This window comes from Curtobacterium sp. TXMA1 (assembly GCF_020162095.1).
Taxonomy (GTDB): Bacteria; Actinomycetota; Actinomycetes; order Actinomycetales; family Microbacteriaceae; genus Curtobacterium.
Window position 1 is genome coordinate 215,434 of record NZ_CP083910.1, and the last position, 20,774, is coordinate 236,207.

The 20,774-nt window shown below is 73.0% G+C and carries 22 protein-coding genes; 10 read left to right on the forward strand and 12 right to left on the reverse strand.

Annotated features, from left to right (window positions below; all coding sequences use genetic code 11):
* Positions 1-46 precede the first annotated feature (46 nt).
* The gene (gene glgX, locus LCG91_RS01150) at positions 47-2,065 is read right to left on the reverse strand and encodes a glycogen debranching protein GlgX (protein WP_224442210.1); all 2,019 of its coding nucleotides are present in this window, start codon (positions 2,063-2,065) and stop codon (positions 47-49) included.
* 156 nt (positions 2,066-2,221) lie between these two features.
* The gene (msrA, locus tag LCG91_RS01155; RefSeq protein WP_058727470.1) at positions 2,222-2,743 is read right to left on the reverse strand and encodes a peptide-methionine (S)-S-oxide reductase MsrA; all 522 of its coding nucleotides are present in this window, start codon (positions 2,741-2,743) and stop codon (positions 2,222-2,224) included.
* Between the two features lie 231 nt (positions 2,744-2,974).
* Between msrA and LCG91_RS01160 the strand changes: the two genes are divergently transcribed.
* A complete protein-coding gene (locus tag LCG91_RS01160) occupies positions 2,975-3,235 on the forward strand; it encodes a hypothetical protein (RefSeq protein WP_058727471.1) in 261 nt (86 codons plus the stop codon).
* A gap of 34 nt (positions 3,236-3,269) precedes the next feature.
* Here the strand turns inward: LCG91_RS01160 and LCG91_RS01165 are convergent, their stop codons facing one another.
* Entirely contained in the window at positions 3,270-3,893 is a 624-nt protein-coding gene (locus LCG91_RS01165; protein ID WP_224442211.1) for a TetR/AcrR family transcriptional regulator, read from the reverse strand.
* Between the two features lie 90 nt (positions 3,894-3,983).
* Between LCG91_RS01165 and LCG91_RS01170 the strand changes: the two genes are divergently transcribed.
* A complete protein-coding gene (locus LCG91_RS01170; RefSeq protein WP_224442212.1) occupies positions 3,984-4,598 on the forward strand; it encodes a GNAT family N-acetyltransferase in 615 nt (204 codons plus the stop codon).
* 76 nt (positions 4,599-4,674) lie between these two features.
* Here the strand turns inward: LCG91_RS01170 and aztD are convergent, their stop codons facing one another.
* The 4 genes from aztD to aztB are packed head-to-tail and all read right to left on the reverse strand — an operon-like array spanning position 4,675 to position 8,922.
* A complete protein-coding gene (gene aztD / locus LCG91_RS01175; RefSeq protein ID WP_224442213.1) occupies positions 4,675-5,859 on the reverse strand; it encodes a zinc metallochaperone AztD in 1,185 nt (394 codons plus the stop codon).
* Between the two features lie 26 nt (positions 5,860-5,885).
* Complete coding sequence (locus tag LCG91_RS01180) at positions 5,886-6,791, reverse strand: metal ABC transporter solute-binding protein, Zn/Mn family (RefSeq protein WP_411955820.1); 906 nt, start codon at positions 6,789-6,791, stop codon at positions 5,886-5,888.
* Positions 6,788-7,993 carry an ABC transporter gene (locus LCG91_RS01185; protein WP_224442214.1) on the reverse strand — a complete coding sequence of 402 codons (1,206 nt, stop codon included), beginning with the start codon at positions 7,991-7,993 and terminating at the stop codon, positions 6,788-6,790. The genes LCG91_RS01180 and LCG91_RS01185 overlap by 4 nt, the downstream gene beginning before the upstream one ends.
* A complete protein-coding gene (gene aztB / locus LCG91_RS01190; protein WP_224442215.1) occupies positions 7,990-8,922 on the reverse strand; it encodes a zinc ABC transporter permease AztB in 933 nt (310 codons plus the stop codon). The genes LCG91_RS01185 and aztB overlap by 4 nt, the downstream gene beginning before the upstream one ends.
* Positions 8,923-8,972: 50 nt before the next feature.
* Between aztB and LCG91_RS01195 the strand changes: the two genes are divergently transcribed.
* Entirely contained in the window at positions 8,973-9,599 is a 627-nt protein-coding gene (locus LCG91_RS01195) for a metal ABC transporter ATP-binding protein (protein WP_224442216.1), read from the forward strand.
* A gap of 21 nt (positions 9,600-9,620) precedes the next feature.
* On the opposite strand, the gene LCG91_RS01200 is transcribed toward LCG91_RS01195, so the two are convergent.
* Together LCG91_RS01200 and LCG91_RS01205 are read right to left on the reverse strand one after the other, a co-directional pair.
* Complete coding sequence (locus LCG91_RS01200) at positions 9,621-10,358, reverse strand: copper homeostasis protein CutC (RefSeq protein ID WP_224442217.1); 738 nt, start codon at positions 10,356-10,358, stop codon at positions 9,621-9,623.
* Entirely contained in the window at positions 10,358-11,884 is a 1,527-nt protein-coding gene (locus tag LCG91_RS01205) for a M81 family metallopeptidase (protein ID WP_224442218.1), read from the reverse strand. Before LCG91_RS01205 ends, LCG91_RS01200 begins: the two co-directional genes overlap by 1 nt.
* Positions 11,885-12,018: 134 nt before the next feature.
* On the opposite strand from LCG91_RS01205, the gene LCG91_RS01210 reads away from it, so the two are divergent.
* Positions 12,019-12,750 (forward strand): S1 family peptidase, encoded by a 732-nt coding sequence (locus tag LCG91_RS01210; protein WP_058727479.1) that lies wholly within the window; start codon positions 12,019-12,021, stop codon positions 12,748-12,750.
* A gap of 74 nt (positions 12,751-12,824) precedes the next feature.
* Here the strand turns inward: LCG91_RS01210 and LCG91_RS01215 are convergent, their stop codons facing one another.
* A complete protein-coding gene (locus LCG91_RS01215) occupies positions 12,825-13,643 on the reverse strand; it encodes an SDR family oxidoreductase (protein WP_224442219.1) in 819 nt (272 codons plus the stop codon).
* Positions 13,644-13,770: 127 nt separating this feature from the next.
* Here LCG91_RS01215 and LCG91_RS01220 point away from each other — a divergent pair, with 127 nt between their 5' ends.
* Entirely contained in the window at positions 13,771-14,658 is an 888-nt protein-coding gene (locus LCG91_RS01220; RefSeq protein ID WP_058727481.1) for an SDR family oxidoreductase, read from the forward strand.
* A 62-nt stretch (positions 14,659-14,720) separates the two neighbouring features.
* Here LCG91_RS01220 and LCG91_RS01225 read toward each other — a convergent pair whose 3' ends face one another.
* Entirely contained in the window at positions 14,721-15,077 is a 357-nt protein-coding gene (locus LCG91_RS01225; RefSeq protein WP_058749105.1) for a VOC family protein, read from the reverse strand.
* 127 nt (positions 15,078-15,204) lie between these two features.
* Between LCG91_RS01225 and LCG91_RS01230 the strand changes: the two genes are divergently transcribed.
* Both LCG91_RS01230 and LCG91_RS01235 read left to right on the forward strand, forming a co-directional pair.
* A complete protein-coding gene (locus tag LCG91_RS01230; protein ID WP_224442220.1) occupies positions 15,205-15,513 on the forward strand; it encodes a Dabb family protein in 309 nt (102 codons plus the stop codon).
* A 106-nt stretch (positions 15,514-15,619) separates the two neighbouring features.
* Positions 15,620-16,345 carry a phosphatase PAP2 family protein gene (locus tag LCG91_RS01235; protein ID WP_224442221.1) on the forward strand — a complete coding sequence of 242 codons (726 nt, stop codon included), beginning with the start codon at positions 15,620-15,622 and terminating at the stop codon, positions 16,343-16,345.
* 135 nt (positions 16,346-16,480) lie between these two features.
* Here LCG91_RS01235 and LCG91_RS01240 read toward each other — a convergent pair whose 3' ends face one another.
* Positions 16,481-17,716 (reverse strand): multidrug effflux MFS transporter, encoded by a 1,236-nt coding sequence (locus tag LCG91_RS01240; protein ID WP_224442222.1) that lies wholly within the window; start codon positions 17,714-17,716, stop codon positions 16,481-16,483.
* Positions 17,717-17,762: 46 nt separating this feature from the next.
* Here LCG91_RS01240 and LCG91_RS01245 point away from each other — a divergent pair, with 46 nt between their 5' ends.
* The 3 genes from LCG91_RS01245 to LCG91_RS01255 all read left to right on the forward strand — a co-directional run bounded on the left by LCG91_RS01245 (position 17,763) and on the right by LCG91_RS01255 (position 20,773).
* Positions 17,763-18,203 (forward strand): MarR family winged helix-turn-helix transcriptional regulator, encoded by a 441-nt coding sequence (locus LCG91_RS01245; protein WP_224442223.1) that lies wholly within the window; start codon positions 17,763-17,765, stop codon positions 18,201-18,203.
* Positions 18,204-18,424: 221 nt separating this feature from the next.
* Positions 18,425-19,663: an MFS transporter gene (locus LCG91_RS01250; protein WP_058727556.1), complete on the forward strand. Its 1,239-nt coding sequence runs from the start codon at positions 18,425-18,427 to the stop codon at positions 19,661-19,663.
* Positions 19,664-19,738: 75 nt separating this feature from the next.
* Positions 19,739-20,773 (forward strand): NAD-dependent epimerase/dehydratase family protein, encoded by a 1,035-nt coding sequence (locus tag LCG91_RS01255; protein WP_224442224.1) that lies wholly within the window; start codon positions 19,739-19,741, stop codon positions 20,771-20,773.
* The last annotated feature ends 1 nt before the right edge of the window (position 20,774 follow it).

The window sequence follows — 20,774 nt, forward strand, 5'->3', positions numbered from 1 at the left end:
GCCGGCACCGTGCCTCCCGTCCGTCTCGTCCTGCGTGCCGTCCCCGCTACACCAGCGCCGTGAAGGACGCGTCGCGCACGAGCAGCGTCGTCGCGTCGCCCTCGACGGCCTGGTCCGGGTCGCTCGACAGGCCGAGCGACCACGAACCGCCGCCCGGCTTCTCCGGCAGCGTGAACTCGACCGTGGTGTCCGACGCGTTGAGCAGCGCCGCGACGGTGTCGTCCCCACGCTGCAGCACGAGGATCACCGCGCGGTTGCCGCCGTCTGCCCAGTCGCCGTCCTCGAAGCCCTGCGCGTCGGCGCGGAGCACCTGCACCGTGGACTCCGAGTCGCCGGGGGCCGTGCGGTACCACTCCGGGCGGAGCGCCTCGTGCTCCTTGCGGAACGCGATCGCCGCGGTGGTGAAGGCGAGCAGGTCACGGTCGGCGGCGTGCCAGTCGAACCACGAGATCTCGTCGTCCTGGCAGTACGCGTTGTTGTTGCCGCCCTGCGAGCGGGCGATCTCGTCGCCGCCCAGGATCATCGGGATACCCGCCGAGAGCAGCAGCGTGCCGAGGAAGTTCCGGCGCTGGCGGTCGCGGTAGTCGTTCACGGCGCCGTCGTCGGTCGGGCCCTCGATGCCGCCGTTGAACGAGGTGTTGTTGCTCTCGCCGTCGTTGTTGTCCTCGCCGTTGGCCTCGTTGTGCTTCTCGGCGTACATCGTCAGGTCGGCCAGCGTGAAGCCGTCGTGCGCGGTGACGAAGTTCACCGAGCACAGGGGGGAGCGGCGGGAACCCTCGTACACGTCCGGGGAGCCGAGGGTGCGCTGCACGGCGTCGCCGAGCGTGCCCTCGTCGCCGCGCCAGAACGCGCGGAGGTCGTCGCGGTACTTGCCGTTCCACTCCGACCAGTCGGCCGGGAAGCCACCGACCTGGTACCCGGCGGTGTCCCACGGCTCGGCGATCATCTTCACCTCGCGGAGCACCGGGTCCTGGTGGATGATGTCGAGGAACGCGGAGTGCTTCTCGGCCTCGCCGTCCTGGCGGGTCAGCGTCGTCGCCAGGTCGAAGCGGAAGCCGTCGACGTGCATCTCCTCGACCCAGTAGCGCAGCGAGTCGGTGATGAGCCCGAGCGCCGACGGGTGCGACACGTTGAGCGAGTTGCCCGTGCCGGTCGTGTCGAAGTAGTTGCCCTCGTCGCCCTCGACCAGGCGGTAGTACGAGGCGTTGTCGATGCCCTTGAAGGACAGCGTCGGGCCCATGTGGTTGCCCTCGGCGGTGTGGTTGTAGACGACGTCCATGATGACCTCGAGCCCCGCGGCGTGCAGGGCCTTGACCATCTCCTTGAACTCGGTGACCTGCTGGCCCGCGGTGCCCGAGGACGAGTACTCGTCGTGCGGGGCGAAGAAGCCGATGCTGTTGTAGCCCCAGTAGTTGCGGAGGCCCTTGTCGGCCAGGGTCGAGTCCTGCACGAACTGGTGCGTCGGCAGCAGCTCGACCGCCGTGACGCCGAGGTCGGTCAGGTGCTTGATGGCCGCGGGGTGCGCCAGGCCCGCGTAGGTGCCGCGGATCTCCTCGGGCACGTCGGGGTGCTGCTTCGTGAAGCCCTTGACGTGCACCTCGTAGACGACGGTGTCGCGGTAGGGGGTGTGGAGCAGCGTGTCGCCGTCCCAGTCGAACTCGCGGTCGGCGACGACGGACTTCGGCATGGCGCTCGCCGAGTCGGTCTCATCGATCTGCTCGGGGTTGTCCATGTCGTGCCCGAACAGCGCCTGGCCCCACTCGTACGAGCCGTCGATCGCGGTGGCGTAGGGGTCGAGGAGGAGCTTGGCCGGGTTGTGGCGGAGGCCGTTGGCCGGGTCCCACGCGCCGTGCACGCGGAAGCCGTAGCGGGTGCCGACGGTCACGTCCGGCACGACGTCGTGGAACGTGTAGCCGGTGCGGTTGCGGAGCTCGGTGCGGTGCTCGGTGCCGTCCTCGTCGAAGCGGCAGAACTCCACGCGCTCGGCGGTGCTGGAGAAGAGGGCGACGTTGGCGCCGCCCTCGACGAGGGTGACACCGAGGGGCGTACGGGAGGAAGAGGTCATGACGCCACTTGTAGTGGTCGGCGGCTGTGTCCTCGGACCGGGTGCGTACCCCGGCGACGAGACGACGGACGGGAGGCGCGGTGCCAGCTGGCACCGCGCCTCCCGTCCGTCGTCCGGTCACGTCGTCACGTGATCGTCGCGATCACCCGCCGGTGGTCAGACCGAGGCGGTCGCCTCGTCACGGTGGGGGAGCTTCCAGCCCGGGCGCACGAAGTGGCAGGTGTACCCGGCGGGGTACTTCTCGAGGTAGTCCTGGTGCTCCTCCTCGGCCTCCCAGAAGTCGCCGGCGGGCTCGACCTCCGTGACGACCTTGCCCGGCCAGATGCCGGAGGCGTCGACGTCCGCGATGGTGTCGAGCGCGACCTGGCGCTGCTCGTCGGAGGTGTGGAAGATCGCCGAGCGGTAGCTGCGGCCGACGTCGTTCCCCTGCCGGTCCTTCGTGGACGGGTCGTGGATCTGGAAGAAGAACTCGAGCAGGTCGCGGTACGAGATCTGCGAGGGGTCGAAGACGATCTCGACGGCCTCGGCGTGGTCGCCGTGGTTCCGGTACGTGGCGTTCGGGGTGTCGCCGCCGGAGTAGCCGACGCGTGTGCTGATGACACCTGGACGGCGACGGAGGAGCTGCTGCGCTCCCCAGAAGCAGCCGCCGGCGAGGATGGCGGTCTCGGTCGTGGTCATGGTGGCCTCCTGGGGGTCGTCGTACCGCTGGCTGCGGCATCACCGGGTGCAACCCACGTGTGGACGCAGGTGTTCCCGGGTGTCCATCGTGCCGTGTCGACCCGCGTGGTGGCTGTCCGACGGCCCGCGCGGAGTGCCCGCTGTCCACCGACCGCCACCATGCCGGAGGCCCTCGCCGGTGTCGTCGCGGTGCTCTACCATTCGAACACACGTTCGAATCGGGAGGTCGAGATGATGTTGACGCACGAGGTCGCCACGGTGTGGTGGGAGCGCGGCGTGCCGGACCGGATGGTGTGGCGCGACCGGCGCTGGCGGGTGAGCGACACCCCGACGCGGCTGACGGCGACGGCCGAGTTCCTGCCGTCGGCGATGACCCACGCGCCCGAGCGCACGGTCGGCTGGCGCTTCCAGGTCAGTGCCGAGGGTGACGCGGTCGTGGTCGACATCGTGCCCGAGGGGGACGGCTGGGTGGTCGCCCGCACCTGGCGCTGACCGCGGGATCGGTCGTGCGCTGACGCGGCCCGGATCAGCGGGTGAGGGCGTGTGCGAGGCCGCGGACGAGCACCGCGCGGGCACGGTCGGTGGGGGAGTCGTCCGGGTCGCTCCACGCCGCGCGGCCGAGGCCGTCGACCAGGGCGAGCACGGCGTCGGCAGCCACCGGGACCGGCTCGGCGAGGTCGACCCCGTGCCGCGCGCTCCACCGGGTGATGCCGGCCGCCACCCCGTCGCGCCAGAGGGTCCGCTCGGCGGCGGCGAGCTCGTCGTCACCGTCGAGGGCGGTGCCGCTGACGGCCTCGAGCAGGCGGAAGCGCTCCGGTTCCCGGCGCACCAGGTCGAGGTACGCGGCCACCCCGGCGTCGAGCGCGTCGACCAGCTCGTCGTGCTGGTCCGCAGCGGCGAGCACGCGGGGCAGGACGTCCCGCGCCTGTCGCTCGAGGAGCGCGACGACGAGGTTCCGCCGGGCGCCGAAGACGTAGTGCACGACCCCGTGTGCGACGCCGGCCCGCTCGGCGACCGCCCGCGTGGTGAGGCCCGGCAGGCCGTGCTCGCGCACGACGAGGGCGGCCGCGTCGAGGAGCTCGTCGCGGCGTTCCCCTCGGCTGCGGTACGCACGCGTCTGCTGGTCCTGCGTCTGCTGGTCCTGCGTCATCACAGGAAGCGTACGGGTCGCCTGCAGCGAGCAGCGGGAAGCTGATCTGGCCAGGCGGCCGAATGTGCCGCCACCAGCAGAGGAGTCCCGATGTCGATCACCGTCCGTCCCGCGTCCCGGTCCGAGGTCTTCGCAGCGGCGGCCGTGCTGGCCGAGGCCTTCGCGACCGACCCCGTCCTCGCCGAGATCCGCCCGTCGCGGCCCGGTGAGCAGCGGGAAGCCGTGCTCGGCGCCCTCTTCGCGGCGCTGGTCCGCGCGGTCCCCGAGCACGCCCGCGCGCTCGACGTCGCGGTCGACGGCGATCGTGTGGTCGGTGCAGCGTTCTGGCAGGCGCCACGACCGCACGCGGGTGGCACGGTCGCGTTCCTCCGGCAGGTCCCGGAGCTCCTCCGGGTCCTCGGGGTCGGTGGTGCGTTCCGCGCGCTGCGGCACCTGCGCCGGATGGACCGTGCGCGACCGGACGCGCCGCACTGGTACCTCGCCGAGATCGGCGTCGCCGCCGCGGCCCGGGGCCAGGGGGTCGGCGGGCTCCTGCTCGAGCACGCGCTGCGGCGGGTCGACGGACTCGGCGCGTGCGCGTACCTCGAGTCCTCGACGCCGCAGAACCGTCGGCTCTACCGTCGCCACGGCTTCGGTGACGGGGCACCGATCACCGGCTTCCGTGTGGCGGCGCCCGTCTCGATGTGGCGACCGGCGGTCGCCTGAACCGTGCGACGACGAACGGGAGGCGCGGTACCAGCCGGTACCGCGCCTCCCGTCCGTCAGGTGGTGACGCTGCCGGTCAGGCGACCGCGATCTCGTTCGGGACGCCCGGCAGCTCGTCGCTCGAGGCGACGACCTTCCCGGTGGTGAGGTCCACCGCGTGGATCTTCCGCTCCGCGGGATCGGTGACGTAGGCGATGTCACCGGCCACCTTCAGGGCCGGGTGGGCGTCCTGCCACTCGGTCGGGCCCTCCCACGCGTCGATGACGTCGACCGTGTCGGTCGGCTCGCCGGTCGCGACGTCGAAGCTGTGCAGCGCGCCGTCGGAGCCGAGGATCACGGCCTCGTCAGCGGGGCCGCGCGCGATGTCACGGAAGGTGAACCCGACGCCCTCGGGCATGTCGGTCACGCGGTACTCGCCCGCCGCGGCGTCGATGAGCGCGACCTGGTCGAGCAGGTAGCCCTCGCTGTCCGGGTCGTCGTTGTAGTCGCCGACCGCGATCGAGCTCGACTCGGTCGTGAAGAGGTTGCCGGTGCGGCCGTACTCGGTCGGGGCGTCGATCTTCGTGAAGGCGCCGTCCTGGTAGACGAGGGCTCCGTCGGTGCAGCCGAAGACCGCGACCTCGTCCTCGACCGCTCCCTCGCCGTGCACGCTCGGGCACTCCTCGGAACGCGCGATCTCCTGGCCGTCCTCGTCGAGCGCGCGGACGCCGGAGCGGGACTCCTCGGTGCCGATCGTGGAGAGGAGCGTCCCGTCCTCGAGGACGATTGCGACGCCGTGGTGGGCGGCCTCGGACTCCGTCGTCTCGACGTCGGGGAGCGTGTCGCCGTCGAGGTCGTCGTGGTCGAACACCGTCACGTCGCCGCTGCCGTCGGCGAAGAGCGCGGTCTTCTCGCCGTGCACGACCGCGTGCCCGCCGGTGTCGGCCGGGAAGACCGCGTCGGTCAGGGCGGGGTCGGCCGCGGTGTCGAGGACCCGGAAGCCCTCGGGGACGGTGACGAGCACGTGGCGGCCGTCGCCGGCCGGGTTCACGCGGGTGAAGCCGTCGATGCCGTCGTCGGCGACGACCCGCAGGTCCTGGTCGAGGGTGAGCAGGCCGCCGTCGTAGGTGAGGACGATGCGGTCCCCGTCGGTCGAGGCGGCCGTCGCGGTGCGGCCGCCCTCGGCCTCCGCGTCGGCGGGCGAGGTCGAGCAGCCGGTGAGGACGAGGGCTGCGGCGCCGAGCAGGGCTGCGGGCGCGAGCGTGGTGCGCAGGGATGTCATGTCGTTCACTGTACTGATTCTCATTCTCATTTAGAAATCGACAGGCCGTCGACGATCGCGTCCGTGTTCGAGCGCATCATGCCGAGGTAGGTCGACGCTGCTCCGTCCTCGGTCAGCGACTCGGTGGCGAGCGAGCGGATCTCGACGTGCACGTCGACCTCGTCGGCCAGCACCTCGGCCAGGCGCGCGGGCTGCGACAGGTCGGCGAAGATCGTCGGGACCCCGGCCTCGTCGATCGCTGCAGCGAGGTCCCGCAGGTCGGCGGCGCTCGGCGACGCCAGGGTCGTGCCGCTGGGGATCACGGCGCCGACCACGCGGAAGCCGTAGCGGTCGGCGAGGTACCCGAACACGTGGTGGTTCGTCACGAGGGCCCGCCGGTCCTCCGGGACGGCGTCGAACGCGTCCGACATCGCGGTGTCGAGCGTCGCGAGCTCGTCGAGGTACGCCTCGGTACCGCCCGGCTCGACGCCGGCCTCGCGCAGGGCCCCGTCGAGCGCCTCGACGACGTCGACCATGCGCGCCGGGTCGGTCCACAGGTGCGGGTCCGGGCCGCTGTCGTCCTCGGTGGTCCACTCCAGTGCGTCGACGTGGTCGCCGGCGGTGAACACCGGGACGCCGTCCGACGCCGCCGCCTCGACGTGCCGCGCGACGCCCTCCTCGAGCCCGAGGCCGTTCTCGACGACGAGGTCGGCGGTCCGGAGTCGGGCGGCCTCCTGCGCGGACACCTCGAACGAGTGCGGGTCCGCGCCCGGGGGCATGAGGACCATCACGTCGGCGGCGTCCCCGACCACCTCGGAGACGACGTCGCCGAGGATGTTCGTCGTCACCGCGACGACCGGGCGGTCCGATCCCACGGACGAGCACCCCGCCGTGGTCGTGACGAGTCCCGCGGCGAGGGCCAGTGCGGCCCCGACCCGGAACCGGCGCGTCACAGTCCGACCTCGGCGAACGCGACGGGGGCTGCGGTCAGGTCGATCGACCGCGCGACGCGGGCACCGTCCGCGAAGTCGACCTCGTGCACCTGCGGCCCGGAGGCGTCGGCGACGTAGGCGCGCTGGGCGTCGAGCTGCAGGAGCGGCTGCTCGTCGGGGTCGAGCAGCGGCTCGGTCGTGGCGACCGCGCCCGTCGACGCCGTGAGCACCACGACCCGGCCCTGGTCGTCGATGCCGACGACGTGCTCGTCCTCGTCGTCGACGGCGCTCACGGCGCGCAGGGGGCGCTCGGTCTCGACCAGCCGCCAACTGCCCTCGCGGCTGTCGAGCAGCCAGGCGCCGCGATCGCCGGCGAGCCCCGCGACCGTCGGCCTGCCCGCACGGGCGGAGAACGCCGTCGGGCGCTCGGCGCCCTCGGGCAGTGCGACGGTGGAGGGCTCGCCGTCCTCGCTGACGACGACTGCGCCGTCAGCGCACCCGACCACCGCGCCGGCACGGGTGACGATGCCGCCGGCCGGGTCCGCACACGCGGCCGCGCCGTCGGTCGGCTTCCCGTCGGTCGGCTGGCCGACGGCATCGAGCACCCGCACGCCGGTTCCCGTCCCGGCGACGAGCAGTTCGCCGAACGGCAGCAGCACGGTCGCGTCGACCCGGGCGGTCTCCTGGACGTCGCCCTGGCCGAGCGCCGCCCGGTCGAGGACGACGCCCTCGCCGCGCTCCAGCCACGTGATGGTCGTCATCGTCTCCGAGGAGTGCACCTCGACGGGGCCGCCACCGTCGATCGTGCCGACGACCCGGGGTTCGGCCGCGTAGTAGTGCGTGTGGTCGCCGTGGTCCACCGTCCACGCCCCGCCGTCGATGATCGTCGTGCGGTCCTCGGTGCTGGTGACGAGGAAGCGTCCGTCGGTCGTCGAGTGGTCCGGTGCCTCGACGTCGTCGAGTTCGGTGGTCTCGTCGGCGATCAGGTCGTGGACGATGGTGGATCCGTCCGCGGAGACGGCCAGGAGGCGCACCTGCGGCTCCTGGGCCTCGCTCGCCCCCTCGACGTAGCCGTGCGGCTTCGCGGTGGCGGTCGTCCCGTCGGCCGACGGCCCGGCGGTGTCCTCGGTCGAGCAGGCGGTCAGGCCGAGCGCGAGCCCGGCGGCGACCGCCGCGGTGGTGATGCGTCGCGCCGGTGCGCGACGGGTCGTGGGCTGGTTCATGCTCCCTCTCGTGGTGCTGGTCGTGCTGATGTGCGTGGTGCTCGTGCCGGTGTTGGTGCCGGAGTCGGCTCCGGTGCTGGAGCGGGCGTCCTGGCGGTGCGCGTGCCTCGTCGCGGGATCGACGTCAGGGCAGCGAGCCCGCGTGAGACGGCGACCCCGGCGACGGCGACGGCCGCGATGCTCGCGCCGGCGGCGGTCCCGGCGTGCCAGGAGACGAGCAGGCCGGTGGCGACGGCCGCGCTGCCGATCACGGCGGCGAGGAGCATGGTCGACCCGACCTGGCGGGTCCACGCCCGGGCCGCGGCGGCCGGTGCGAGCAGGAGTCCGACGACCAGGAGCGTCCCGACGGCCCGGTAGGAGGCGACGACCGCGAGGGTGACGAGCCCGACGAGCACGACCTCGGCCAGGCGTGGGCGGAGTCCGAGCGTCGCGGCCTTCCGGGTGTCGAACGCGGCGGCGGTGAAGGGCCGGTGGAAGACCGCGGCGAGCACGAGCGCGACGGCGACGGCGACGGCGAGTCCGCCCAGGTCGGTGCGGGTCACGGCGAGGACGTCCCCGAACAGGATCGCGGTCACGTCGGTGGCGAAGGACCGGGATGACGACACGATGATCACCCCGAGGGCGAGCATGCCGACGAACAGCAGGCCGATCGAGGTGTCGTACGACAGCCGTGCGCGCCGACGGAGTGCGCCGACGCCGAGCACCATGACGCCCGCACTGACCGCGGCGCCGAGTACGGCGGGGATCCCGGTGAGCGTGGCGACCGCGACGCCCGGGAGCATGCCGTGCGCGAGCGCCTCACCGAGGAACGCCATCCCACGCACGAGCACCCAGGTGCCGACGACCGCGCAGAGCACCGCTGCCAGGGTGCCGCCGACGAGGGCGCGCAGCATGAAGTCGACGGAGAACGGGTCGGTCAGCCAGGTCACGCTGAGAGACGCTACATGAAAACGACTATCGATACTGATAGCGTGCACAGGTGCTCACCACCGTGGAACCCCGCGCCCTCCAGGCCTCCGGTCTCGTCGTCCGACGCGGTGACCGGACGGTGCTCGACGGTCTCGACGCGACGTTCCCCGCCGGGGCCGTCACGGCGCTCACCGGACCCAACGGATCCGGCAAGTCGACGCTGCTCGACGCGCTCGCCGGGGTGGTGACGCCCGTCGGCGGAGGCGTGTCGGGCCTCCTGTCCGGCGGTGTCGCGTACGTGACCCAGGCGGTCCCGCCGTCCGCGCTCCCGCTGACCGTGCGGTCGACCGTCGTGATGGGGCGGTGGCGGGCACGGCCCTGGTGGCGATCGCTCGGACGAGCGGACCACGCGGTGGTCGACGCGCAGCTGGACCGGATGGGCATCGCCGACCTCGCCGACCGGCCGCTCGACGAGCTGTCCGGCGGGCAGCGGCAGCGCACGCTCGTCGCCCTCGGTCTCGCGCAGCGCGCGCCGGTCCTGCTCGTCGACGAGCCGACCGCGGGGGTCGACGCCGGGTCGGCGGCACTCGTGACGGCGGCGCTCGCCGCGGAGGCAGCCGCGGGTGTCGTCGTCGTCCACGCGGCGCACGACCCGGTCGCGATCGCCGCTGCGGACCGCGTCGTGGCGCTGGCCTGACCCGCCTGCAACGGCTGGCGGTCAGACCGAGCGGTCGAGCGCTGTGCGCGCCGCCGCCACGACAGCCGGGTCGGTGACGGCGTGGCCGGAGCCGTCGTCCCCGCTGCCCATCAGCACGCCACCGTGTCCGGCGCTGCCGACCGACCGCTTGGCGGAGAGGTGCACCGCGGCGACCCCGGTCGCGACGAGCGCTGCGATGTCCTCCGGCCGGACACCCGCACCCGCCATGACCTGCACCGGCCCGGCGGCGTCGACCATGCGGGCGATGGTCGCCGCACCCGCCGGAGCACTCGCCGCGCCGCCCGAGGTGAGCACCCGCGTGACGCCGAGGTCGGCGAGCCGCGCCACCGTCGCGACCGGGTCGGCCGCGTGGTCGACCGCGCGGTGCAGGGTGACCTCGGCGTGCGCGGAGACCGAGCGGGCTGCGTCCACGAAGCGGCGCAGGGCGTCCTCGTCGAGGGTCCGGTCCGGGCGCAGGGCGCCGACCACGACCCCCGCGGCCCCGGAGCGCAGGACCGTGCGGACCTCGCGTTCCATCAGTGCGAGCTCGTCGATGTCGTACGTGAAGCCCCCGGGGCGGCAGCGCACCAGGGCGTGCGCCGGGATCCCGGTCTCGTGTGTCGCCTCGACCAGGGCCTGCGACGGCGTCAGCCCGCCGAGCTCCAGACCGACGCAGAGCTCGACGCGGTCGGCACCGCCGTCACGGGCGACCAGGGCCCCGGCGGGCGAGGTCACGGCGATCTCGAGGGCGACGGTCATCAGGTGGCTCCGAGGGGTTCGTCCGACGGCGGCACGATGCGCGCGGACAGGTCCGGCGGCGTCGCGAACTCCCGATCGTAGGGGAACAGCGGTCGCTCGATCCGGTGGTGCCCGAGGCGGAGCAGGTCCTGGTCGACGCCACCAGGGGTGAGCGCGAGCATCCAGTCGGCCGCCATGTCGAAGAGTTCCGGCTCGAGATAGCCGATCTTCACGACGACGACGTCGGCCCGACGCGGGTCGAGGTCGAGATCGGTGAAGTCGTGCTCGTGGTGGTAAGGCTTGCGGAGCGTCGTCAGGACCGCGAAGACGCTGCCGACCTGCAGGACCACCTCGGTGCCGGCGTCCCGGTCGCCGTGCCGCACGGCGTGCACCCGGCCGGTCATCGTGATCGGCCCCGCGTGCACGTCGTCGACCTCGGCGCCCGCCGTCACCGTGACGGTCGCCCCGACCCCGGCGGCCACGGCCTCGGCGACCGCAGCGGGGCCGGGGACGCTCGCGTAGATCAGCGTGGGGCCGTCCGGTGCGGCGAACGCCGGCTGTGCGAGCACCTGCGTCAGCCCCCACGTCATGTCGCCCGACCCACCGGCGGTCGGGTTGTCGCCCGAGTCGGAGACGAAGAACGGGCGCGCAGCCCCGGGCGCCAGCGCCGCGGTGATGCACTCGTCGAACGTCCCCGTCGGCGCCACGAAGGCGAAGTCCTCGCGGGCGTCCCAGAAGGCGCGGGCGAGCCGTTCCGCCCCGGTGGCGACGGCGTCGGTGTCCCATCCGGTGACGACCGTGACGGCACGGTCGCGTGGCTGGTCGGCCCAGGCGTACCCGACCCAGAGCGCCGCGTCGAGGACCCCGTCGGCGGCCTCGACCTCGGCGACCTGCGCGTACAGCGATGCCGCCGGCTCGACCCGGGTGGAGGTCTGCTCGCCCGGCAGCAGCACCGGGATCGGCACCCAGGCCTTCACCGGTCGCCGGTGTCCGACGGGACGCGTCGTGAGCACGTCCACGAGGTTCCGCACCGCGCGCTCCCGGGTCGCGTCGACGTCCTCGTGCGGGGCCGTGCGGTAGCAGGTGACCAGGTCGAGCTGGTGTGCGAGCTCCCGCGTGACGTTGCCGTGCAGGTCCATCGACGCCGAGACGATCGTGTCGGGGCCGACCACCGCGCGGATGCGGGCCAGCAGGTCGGTCTCGGCGTCGTCGAGGCCCTCGACGACCATCGCGCCGTGGATGTCGTACCAGAGGCCGTCGACCGGCCCGATCTCCCTCAGCCGGGCGACGACCTCGTCGGCGAGCTCCTCGTAGGCCGGCCGGGCGACCACCCCGCCCGGCAGCGCGTGACCGGTGAGCGCTCCGCGGAACTCGGCAGCGTGCTCGTACGCCGCCAGGAAGGGGTGCCGCGCGACGACCTCGTCGCCGCGATCGGGGTGGAAGGCCGGAGCGAGCGTCCGGGTCGGCGTGAAGGTCGAGGTCTCGATCGCGAGTCCGGCGATGGCGATCACCGGGCGGCGGACTCCGTCAGTTCCGTGGGCGGACACGTGCTCACCCTACGACGCCGGCGCCAGGGCGTGGTGTCGGTGGAAGTGCGGACTGGTGCGGCCCCCGGACGGGGGTCAGGATGACTCCCAGTTGCACCCTGCAACGCAGCAGGGTCCCTGACCGAGGAGTCCACATGAAGCACACCCTCGCAGCGGCGCTCGCCGCCGTGGCCGTCGTCGCCGGCGGCGTGTTCGTCGCCGCCCCCGCCTCCGCACTGCCCGCCGGCACCGAGGTCGTCGGCGGTGAGAAGGCGCCCTCCACCACCTGGGCCGTCCAGCTCGAGGCCTCCGGCGGCACCATCCCGTCGGGCTACGTCAGCAACTGCACCGGCGAGCAGATCAACGCATCGTGGATCGTCACCGCCCGCCACTGCATCGACGGCATCGGGGCGATGAACGTCTACCACTCGAACTCCACCACGAACCGCGGCACCGCCGTCGCCGTCGACCGCGTCAGCGCCGCGCCGGCCGGGGACATCGCCCTCGTGCACCTGCGCAGCACCTACACGCTGTCGACCTACGCTCCCCTCGACCTGACCGCGGCGGCGAAGTCGAGCGGCACGGGTGTCATCCAGGGCTACGGTCTCCGGGCGAACGCGCAGCAGTCGGACGGGCTCTACCAGGCGACCGTCTCGTTGACGGGCGCGACGCGTGACGCCTACAGCGGCAAGGCGCAGCACGTCACCGGCGTGACCGGTGCGTCGAACCACGGCGACTCCGGCGGCCCGCTCCTGGTCAACGGCAAGGTCGTCGCGGTGTGCTCGACCGGCGACAGCGCCGACCCGGGCGCGAACACCACGGCCGGGTCGAACTACGCGCTGCTGTCGCAGTCGTCCTCGTGGATCCGCTCGACGGCGGGCCTCTGACCAGCGTGACCGGATGACGGACGGGAGGCACGGTGCCAGCCGGCACCGTGCCTCCCGTCCGTCGCGTGGTGGCGTCAGGCGCCGTGCGCCTCCTCGGCGACCGGCTGCCACTCGCGCCACGTCGCGAGTCGCGACTCGTAGTCCTGCTCGGCGATGCCGAGCGGCGCCTTGCCGAAGAAGACGCGCAGCGGCGGCTGCTCCGCGTCGACGACCTTCAGGATCGCGGACCGCGTGGCCTCGGGCTTGCCCGGGTCGGACGCCGACGGGCGCTTCGACGCTGCTTCGCGGACGTCCGCGTAGGCGCCGAGCTCCTCGCTGTGCTTCGAGGACGGGCCCGACCAGTCGGTCGAGAAGCCACCGGGCTCGACGAGCGTGACGTGGATGCCGAAGCCGGCGACCTCCTGCGACAGGGACTGCGAGAGCCCCTCGAGCGCCCACTTCGACGCGTGGTACGCGCCGACCGTCGGGAACGCGCTGATCCCGCCGATGCTCGACACCTGCACGACGTGCCCCGAGCCCTGCTCCCGCATGATCGGCAGCGCCGCCTGCGTGACCCACAGCGCGCCGAAGAAGTTCGTCTCGAGCTGCGCGCGGACCTCGTCCTCGGTGAGCTCCTCGACCATGCCGAAGTGGCCGAAACCCGCGTTGTTCACGACCACGTCGAGCCGACCGAAGTGCTCGGCGGCCTGCTGCACCGCGGCGACGTCCGCAGCCCTGTCGGTGACGTCGAGCCGGATCGCCAGGAAGGTGTCGGGGTACTGGTCGACGAGCGCCCGCACGTCGTCGGGGTTCCGAGCGGTGCCCGCGACGGAGTCCCCGCGCTCCAGGGCGGCCTCCGCCCACTCGCGGCCGAAGCCCTTCGATGCTCCGGTGATGAACCAGGTCTTCGCCATGTGGTGCCTCCAGTTGCTGTTCGGGTGACCGCGAGCAGGCAACGCCCGTCGCCCGGGTGCCGCCTGGACGTCCGGGTGACAGCACCGACTGGGCCGTCGCGGAGCCGCCCGCGAGCACCATGGCCCCATGAGCCAGTACGAGAAGCGCGACCCGAACTCCCTCTACCCGAAGCCGCCGTTCCCCGAGCAGGAGCAGTCGCTGCCGGGTGCCGCGTGGAAGATGGACCCGGAGCCCGACCACGGTGAGCAGAGCTACGTCGGCAAGGAGCGCCTGACCGGCTTCCGTGGCATCGTCACCGGCGCCGACTCCGGCATCGGTCGCGCGGCCGCGATCGCGCTCTCCCGTGAGGGCGCCGACCTCGTCCTCTCCTACCTGCCCGACGAGCAGGAGGACGCCGAGCAGGTCCGTGACCTCCTGGAGTCGGAGGGGCGCAAGGCCGTCCTCGTCCCGGGCGACATCTCCGACGAGCAGTACTGCAAGGACCTCGTCCAGAAGGCCGTCGACGAGCTCGGTGGCCTCGACACGCTCGTCATGGTCGCCGGTCGCATGGACAGCAACGACGACATCCTGTCGCTCACCACCGAGCACTTCGACTCGACGTTCAAGACGAACATCTACTCGCTGTTCTGGCTGACGCAGGCGGCCGTGCCGCACCTCGAGCCCGGATCGACGATCGTCACGACCGGCTCGATCCAGGCAGCCACCCCGTCGCCCGACAAGATCGACTACGCGATCTCGAAGAGCGCGGTCAAGACCTTCACCGAGGCCGTCGCCCAGCAGCTCGCCCCGAAGGGCATCCGCGTGAACTCGGTCGCACCGGGTCCCGTGTGGACGCCGCTGCAGCCGGGCTCGGACGACGCGCAGACCGTGGCGCACTTCGGTGAGCAGTCGCCGTTCGGCCGCCCCGGCCAGCCCGCCGAGCTCGGTGCCGCTTACGTGCACCTGGTCAGCCCGGAGTCGAGCTACCAGTCCGGCTCGACCGTCACGATCGCGGGCGGGACCCCCGCGTTCTAGACGGGACCACCTAGCGGACGGGAGGCGCGTGGCGGGTCCGCCACGCGCCTCCCGTCCGTCCGTCAGCCCTGCGGCGGTGCGTACAGCTGCAGGTCGTTGCCCTCGCTGTCCTGGAAGGGGACGATCTTCCCCCACGGGTGCTCGCTGACGTCACCCGCGAACTCGACGCCCTTCGACCGCAGGTCGGCGACCTCGTCCTCGATGCTGCCGTCCGGCTGGAACGAGACGACTGCGCCGCCCCCGCTCGACGGGCTCGCCGACTCCCGGCCGTTCAGGCCGATGCGCAGCCCGTTCGCGTCGATCTCGCTCCAGTCGTCGTCCTCGCTCGCGACCGTCAGGCCGAGCGTGTCCCGGTAGAACGCGACCGCGCGCTGCATGTCGCTGACCGGTACCCACACTGCTGCCACTCCGCTTGCCATGGTGTTCCTCTCCGTCGTGCCGTCTCGTACCCGGGCGACGGTAGGTCGCACGGTTGCGTGCGGACACAGGCGGAGTGGTGTCCCAGCGGCCTGGTGGCAGTGTCGGGGACGACGACGGGAGCAGGGCATGGCCGGTGTGACGCACGTGGTGCTGGTGCAGTGGGACGCAGGACAGGACGGGATCGGCGAGCACGCCGCACGGGCGGACGACCTGTGCCGCGAGCACCTGCCCCGCATCGATGGAGTGGAGTCCGTGCACTCGGGGCCGAGCATCAGCACCGAGGGCAAGGAGGGCGGCTTCGACTGGATGCTCGCCGTGCGCTTCCGTGACCGCGAGGCGCTCGCCGGCTACCTGCCGCACCCGGAGCACCGCCCGGTCGCCGACCACATCGGCGCGGGCAGCAGCAACGTCGTCGTGTTCGACGTCGAGGACTGAGCCGGGGACGTCCTCCGCCGGGCCACGAGCGTCAGGCTGAGCGGTCTCTGATCTGCGCGGGCCGCGTGAGCCGGGCACGGGCGGCTCTCCCTGGGACGATGGACTGATGAGCACCGAGCCCGAGCGCCGCCGCAGGAGGGCCGACGTCGTCGGCATCCTCGAGCCGAACCCCCATCCGCTGGCGACCGTCACGATCGGCATCGGCGCAGTGGTCGTGCTGACGGTGATCGGCTTCTTCCTGGGCTCGGTGGACATCGGCCTCGCGAAGGCGTTCAACACGCTGCACACGGGTGCGGTCGGCGCGTTCACGACGGCGGTCTACCACGTCATCAGTCCGGTCCCGGCGATCGCGATCACGTTCGTCGTCGCTGGTGTCATCTGGTGGCGGGCGCGGGACCTCCGGCCGGCGCTCGGGTTCGGGATGACGATCGCGATCACGTGGCTGCCGTCCGCGGTGGTGAAGGAGATCGTGCACCGGGCCCGCCCCGACGTCGCGCTGCTGCCGCACCCGTTCCCCGTGCAGCCGGACCCCGGGTACCCGAGCGGCCACACCGTCTACATCACCGCGTTCGTGATCGCGCTCGTGTGGGTCGTCCATGAGACGCGGTGGCACCAGGTCGCCCGGGTCGCCGGTGTCGTGGCGATCGTGGTCGTGTTCCTGTCGGTGTCGATCGACGCCGTGCACTACCCGACGGACGCCGCGGCCTCGATCATCTGGGCCCTCGCGGTCGCACCGGCCGCGCGCGTGGTGTGGGTCGACTGGGTGATGCCCCGCATCCCGTTCCTCCGCCCGCGCGAGGGTGCAGCGGTGCCACTCAGCCGCCGCCACTGAGCCGCTCGCTGTCAGCGCTCGGCCGCCTCGTCCTCACGCGCTCAGCGACACGTCACGCGTCAGAGCGGACGTGGAGTGTCGCTGAGCGCGTGGACACGTGAGCGCTCGCGGCGGCCGGGGAGTGGCCGCGTCCGACTACGCCCGGCTGCGCCGCGCTGCCACGAGTGCGACGACGGCGACCACCGCGGCCGCGAGCATGACGACCGCGAGCGGTACCGCCGTGCCCTCGCCCCCGATGCTGACGAGCGGCGACACGAGCGCCGCGAGCCCGAACTGCAGCGCACCGAGCACGGCCGATGCACTGCCGGCGACCCCGGGCACCGCGCCGAGCGCCAGTGCCGTGGCGTTCCCGAGCACGAGGCCGAGCGACCCGACCGCGGTGAACAGCGGCACCGCGAGCCAGAGCACCGGCGCTCCGGTCGCGACGAGCAGCGCGAACGCCACGGTCGACGCCACCACGAGGGTGATGCCGAGCGTCAGGACGCCCTCGACCGACCGGGTCGCGGTGAGCTTCGCCGACAGGACGCTCACGCCCATCAGCGCGAGTGCGTTCAGGCCGAAGGCGAGCCCGTAGCCGACGGTGTCGAGGCCGAGCATGCCCTGGTACAGGAACGGCGACGCCGAGATGTACGCCATCATCACCGCGAACGCGAAGCCGAAGACCGCCGTGTAGCCGAGGAACGTGCGTGACCGCAGGGCCCGCAGCGGCGAACCGGACGCCACGCGCTCGGCCCGCAGGGCGTCGCGGCGCGACCGCAGGTGCGTCTCCCGCACGACGGCGAGCACGGCGACGAGCATCAGCACCGACAGGCCGAGCACGATCGACAGCAGTCCCCGCCACCCGATCGGTCCGGTGAGCAGACCGCCGAGGAGCGGCGCCACCACGGGTGCGACGCCGCCGACGATCATCATGAGCGAGAACGCCCGCGCCGCCGGCTTGCCGGTCGCGAGATCGGAGATCACGGCGCGGCCGATCACCATGCCGGCCGCGCCACCGAGGCCCTGCAGCAGCCGCGCGACGACGAGCACGCCGACGTTCGGCGCGAGCACCGCAGCGGCGCTCGCGAGCACGCAGAGTGCGGCCCCGGCGACGAGCGGGGGCACGCGGCCGAACCGGTCCGACAGGGGCCCGAACACGAGCTGGCCGGCGGTCACCCCGACCAGGAACGCCGTCAGGGTGAGCTGCACGGTCGTCGCGGACGCCGCCAGCTCCGTGGTCATCCGGGGGAACGCCGGCAGGTACAGGTCGGTCGCGAAGGGCGCGACCGCGCTGAGCAGGCCGAGCACGAGCAGCAGCGGTGTCGTGATGCCCGTGGGGCGGGTGGAGGGCGTCGCCGTGGAGGCGCGGATCGATCCGGTGTCCGTCGTCATGGTTATGAAAGCATAACTCATCGCTGCTGAGCGGTACAGTTGCAGCATGGCACCAGCGGTCTCCGACGACGCCCTCGCCGAGTTCGCCGACGTCGTCCTGCGCATCGGCCGCGAGGTCGACCCGCACGGCCCGCACGCGCTCGACATCGTGCCGCTCACCGGCACCGAGGCACTCGTGATGCGCTGGGTGCACCGCAACCCCGGCGCCTCGCCGAGCGCCGTCGCCGAGTCCACCGCATTGCAGCGCAGCAACTGCAGCGTCGCGCTCCGGTCCCTCGTCGCGAAGGGCATGGTCGAGCGCCGCACGGACCCGGAGGACGCCCGGACCGTGCAGCTGCACCCCACCCCGCTCGCCCACGACAGCATCGCCCGGCTGCACGCGCACTGGGCGGATCGGCTCCGCGCCGCCCTCGGCGGCGACGAGGACGGACTCGACGCGGCTGCCACCCTGCTCGCGCGCATCGACGACGGCCTGCGCCGCAGCTGACGACGGTCTGGAGGCGCGTGGCGGGTCCGCCACGCGCCTCCAGACCGATCCGTGGTGCGTCCCGACGGATCCCGTGTGCCGTCCGGACGGGGTTGGTACCCTGGTGGCACACAACAGCAAGCAGTGTGTATCTACCGGCCGTCGACCCCACCGACGGACAGCGGCGGCACCCGATGGGCCCGCTGCCCGACCAGGCCGGGCCCCAGAAGGCACACCCCCTCATGCTCCAACCCCGACGCTCCGACGCGTCCCTCGTCTCCCTCGCCGGTCGGTGGTACTTCCCGATCGCGTTCGTCGCCCGGCTGCCCTTCGCGATGATGGTCGTCGGTGTCCTCACCCTCGTCGTCGCATCTCGTGACTCCGTCGCCCTCGGCGGCATCAACTCCGCGTTCGTCGGCATCGGCTCGGCGGTCTTCGGGCCGCTCGTCGGCGCTGCCGCCGACCGCTTCGGCCAGCGTGCCGTCCTCGTCCCGGTCGGCCTCGCCAACGCCGTGCTGCTCGGGGTCCTGCCGCTCGTCGTCGCGAGCACCGCACCCGACCTGGCCGTCCTCGCCATGTCGTTCCTCATCGGTGCGACCGCACCCCAGGTCGCGCCGATGTCCCGCACGCGGCTCGTCGCGATCATCCGGCAGCGCATGTCCGGAGCCCGACGCGACAAGGTCTTCAGCGGCACGATGGCGTACGAGTCCGCCGCGGACGAGACCGTCTTCATCGTCGGACCGTTCCTGGTCGGTCTGCTCGCGAGCACGATCGCGCCGTGGGTCGCCGTCGCGGGCGCCTCGGCCCTGACCTTCGTGTTCGTCACCGCCTTCGCCCTGCACCCGACCGGTGCGCTCGTCGTCGGCGGTCCGGCGCAGGAGACGCGCGCTCCGGCTCGTCAGCTGCTCCGCCCGCGGCTCCTCGTGGTCGTCGTCGGCATCCTCGGCATCGGGCTCTTCTTCGGGTCGACGCTGACCTCGCTGACGGCCTTCACGGAACAGCAGGGCGAGGCATCCCGGGCGGGCCTGCTCTACGGCGTGATGGGGATCGGGTCCGCGGCGCTCGCGCTCGGGTCGGCGGCGTTCCCGCAGCGGTTCGGCGTCGCCTGGCGCTGGCTCGTGTTCGGCGTCGTGCTGCTCGGCGGCGCGATCGCCTTCAGCCGGGCGGACTCCGTCGGCGCGGTCGTCCTCGTGCTCGGCGTCATGGGCATCGGCATCGGTCCGACCCTCGTCGCGCAGTACAGCCTGGGGTCGGACCGGTCACCCGTCGGACGCTCGGCGACCACGATGACGATCCTCGGCTCGGCGGTCATCGTCGGGCAGTCGATCGCATCGGCCGTCGTGGGGGAGGTCGCGGAGCGGGCCGGGACCGGTGCCGCGATGGCGTTCCCCGCGTACGCCGCCGCGCTCGTCGTCGTCGCCGCCGTGGCGGACCTGCTGCTCGCCCGGCGGGAGCGCCGCCCGGTCGTCGCGACCGCCTGACCGGCCCGGCGCCTGACCCGCGCGGCGCCTGACCAGCTCGACCCGACCGCTGCGGCTCGGTGCAGGCTGGACGGCATGCGCATCCTCGTCCTCGGCGGCACCGCCTGGCTCGGTCGGACCGTCGTGCAGCGCGCCCTCGACGCCGGGCACGACGTCACGTGCGTCGCGCGCGGCTCCGACGTCCCCGCTGGCGCGCGACTCGTGCAGGCCGACCGGGACCACGACGATGCCCTGACCGCGGTGTCCCGTGAGCACTGGGACGCCGTCGTCGACGTCTCGCGCACCCCGGAGCACGTCCGCCGGGCGGTCCGGGACCTCGAGCCCGTCGCCCGTCGGTACGTCTTCGTGTCGACCGTCAGCGTCTACGCCTCCCAGGCCGAGCAGGGCGCCGATGAGCACGCGGCCGTGCTCGAGCCGTCCGACGACCCAGCCGAGTACGGCGCCGCCAAGGTGGCGTGCGAGCGTGCGGTCCTCGACGCCTTCGGAGCCGAACGGGCGTCGATCGCCCGGGCCGGCCTCGTCGGCGGACCGGGGGACCACACCGGACGCTCCGGCTACTGGCCGTGGCGGTTCGCCCGCGCCGCGGCAGGCGGCCGTGCGGTGGTCGTCCCGGCGCGCACGGACCGGCCCACGTCGGTGATCGACGTCCGTGACCTCGCAGACTGGCTCGTCGGAGCGGCCCAGGACGGAGCGGCCCGGATCGGAGCGGCCCAGGACGGAGCGGCCCGGATCGGGGCGATCCAGGGCGGTCGAGCAGGCGTGTACGACGTCACCGGCGAGGTCGTCACGCTCGGGCAGCACCTCGACGCAGCACGGACCGCTGCCGCTGCGGCCGTGCCGGTCGTGCCGCTCGCAGACGACGTGCTCCTCGCCCGCGGGGTGGCCCCGTGGGCGGGTCCGCGGTCCCTGCCGCTGTGGATCCCCGACGACGACCACCAGGGCATGAACGACCGCCCGGCGACCCGCGCGCGCTCGGCCGGTCTGAAGCGGAGACCCCTCGCCGAGACGCTGGCGGACGCACTCGCGTGGGAACAGCTCCAGCCGGACCAGCCGCACGGCGCAGGACTCTCGGACGCCGACGAGGACGTGGTCCAGTCCGCCGAGGGCTGAG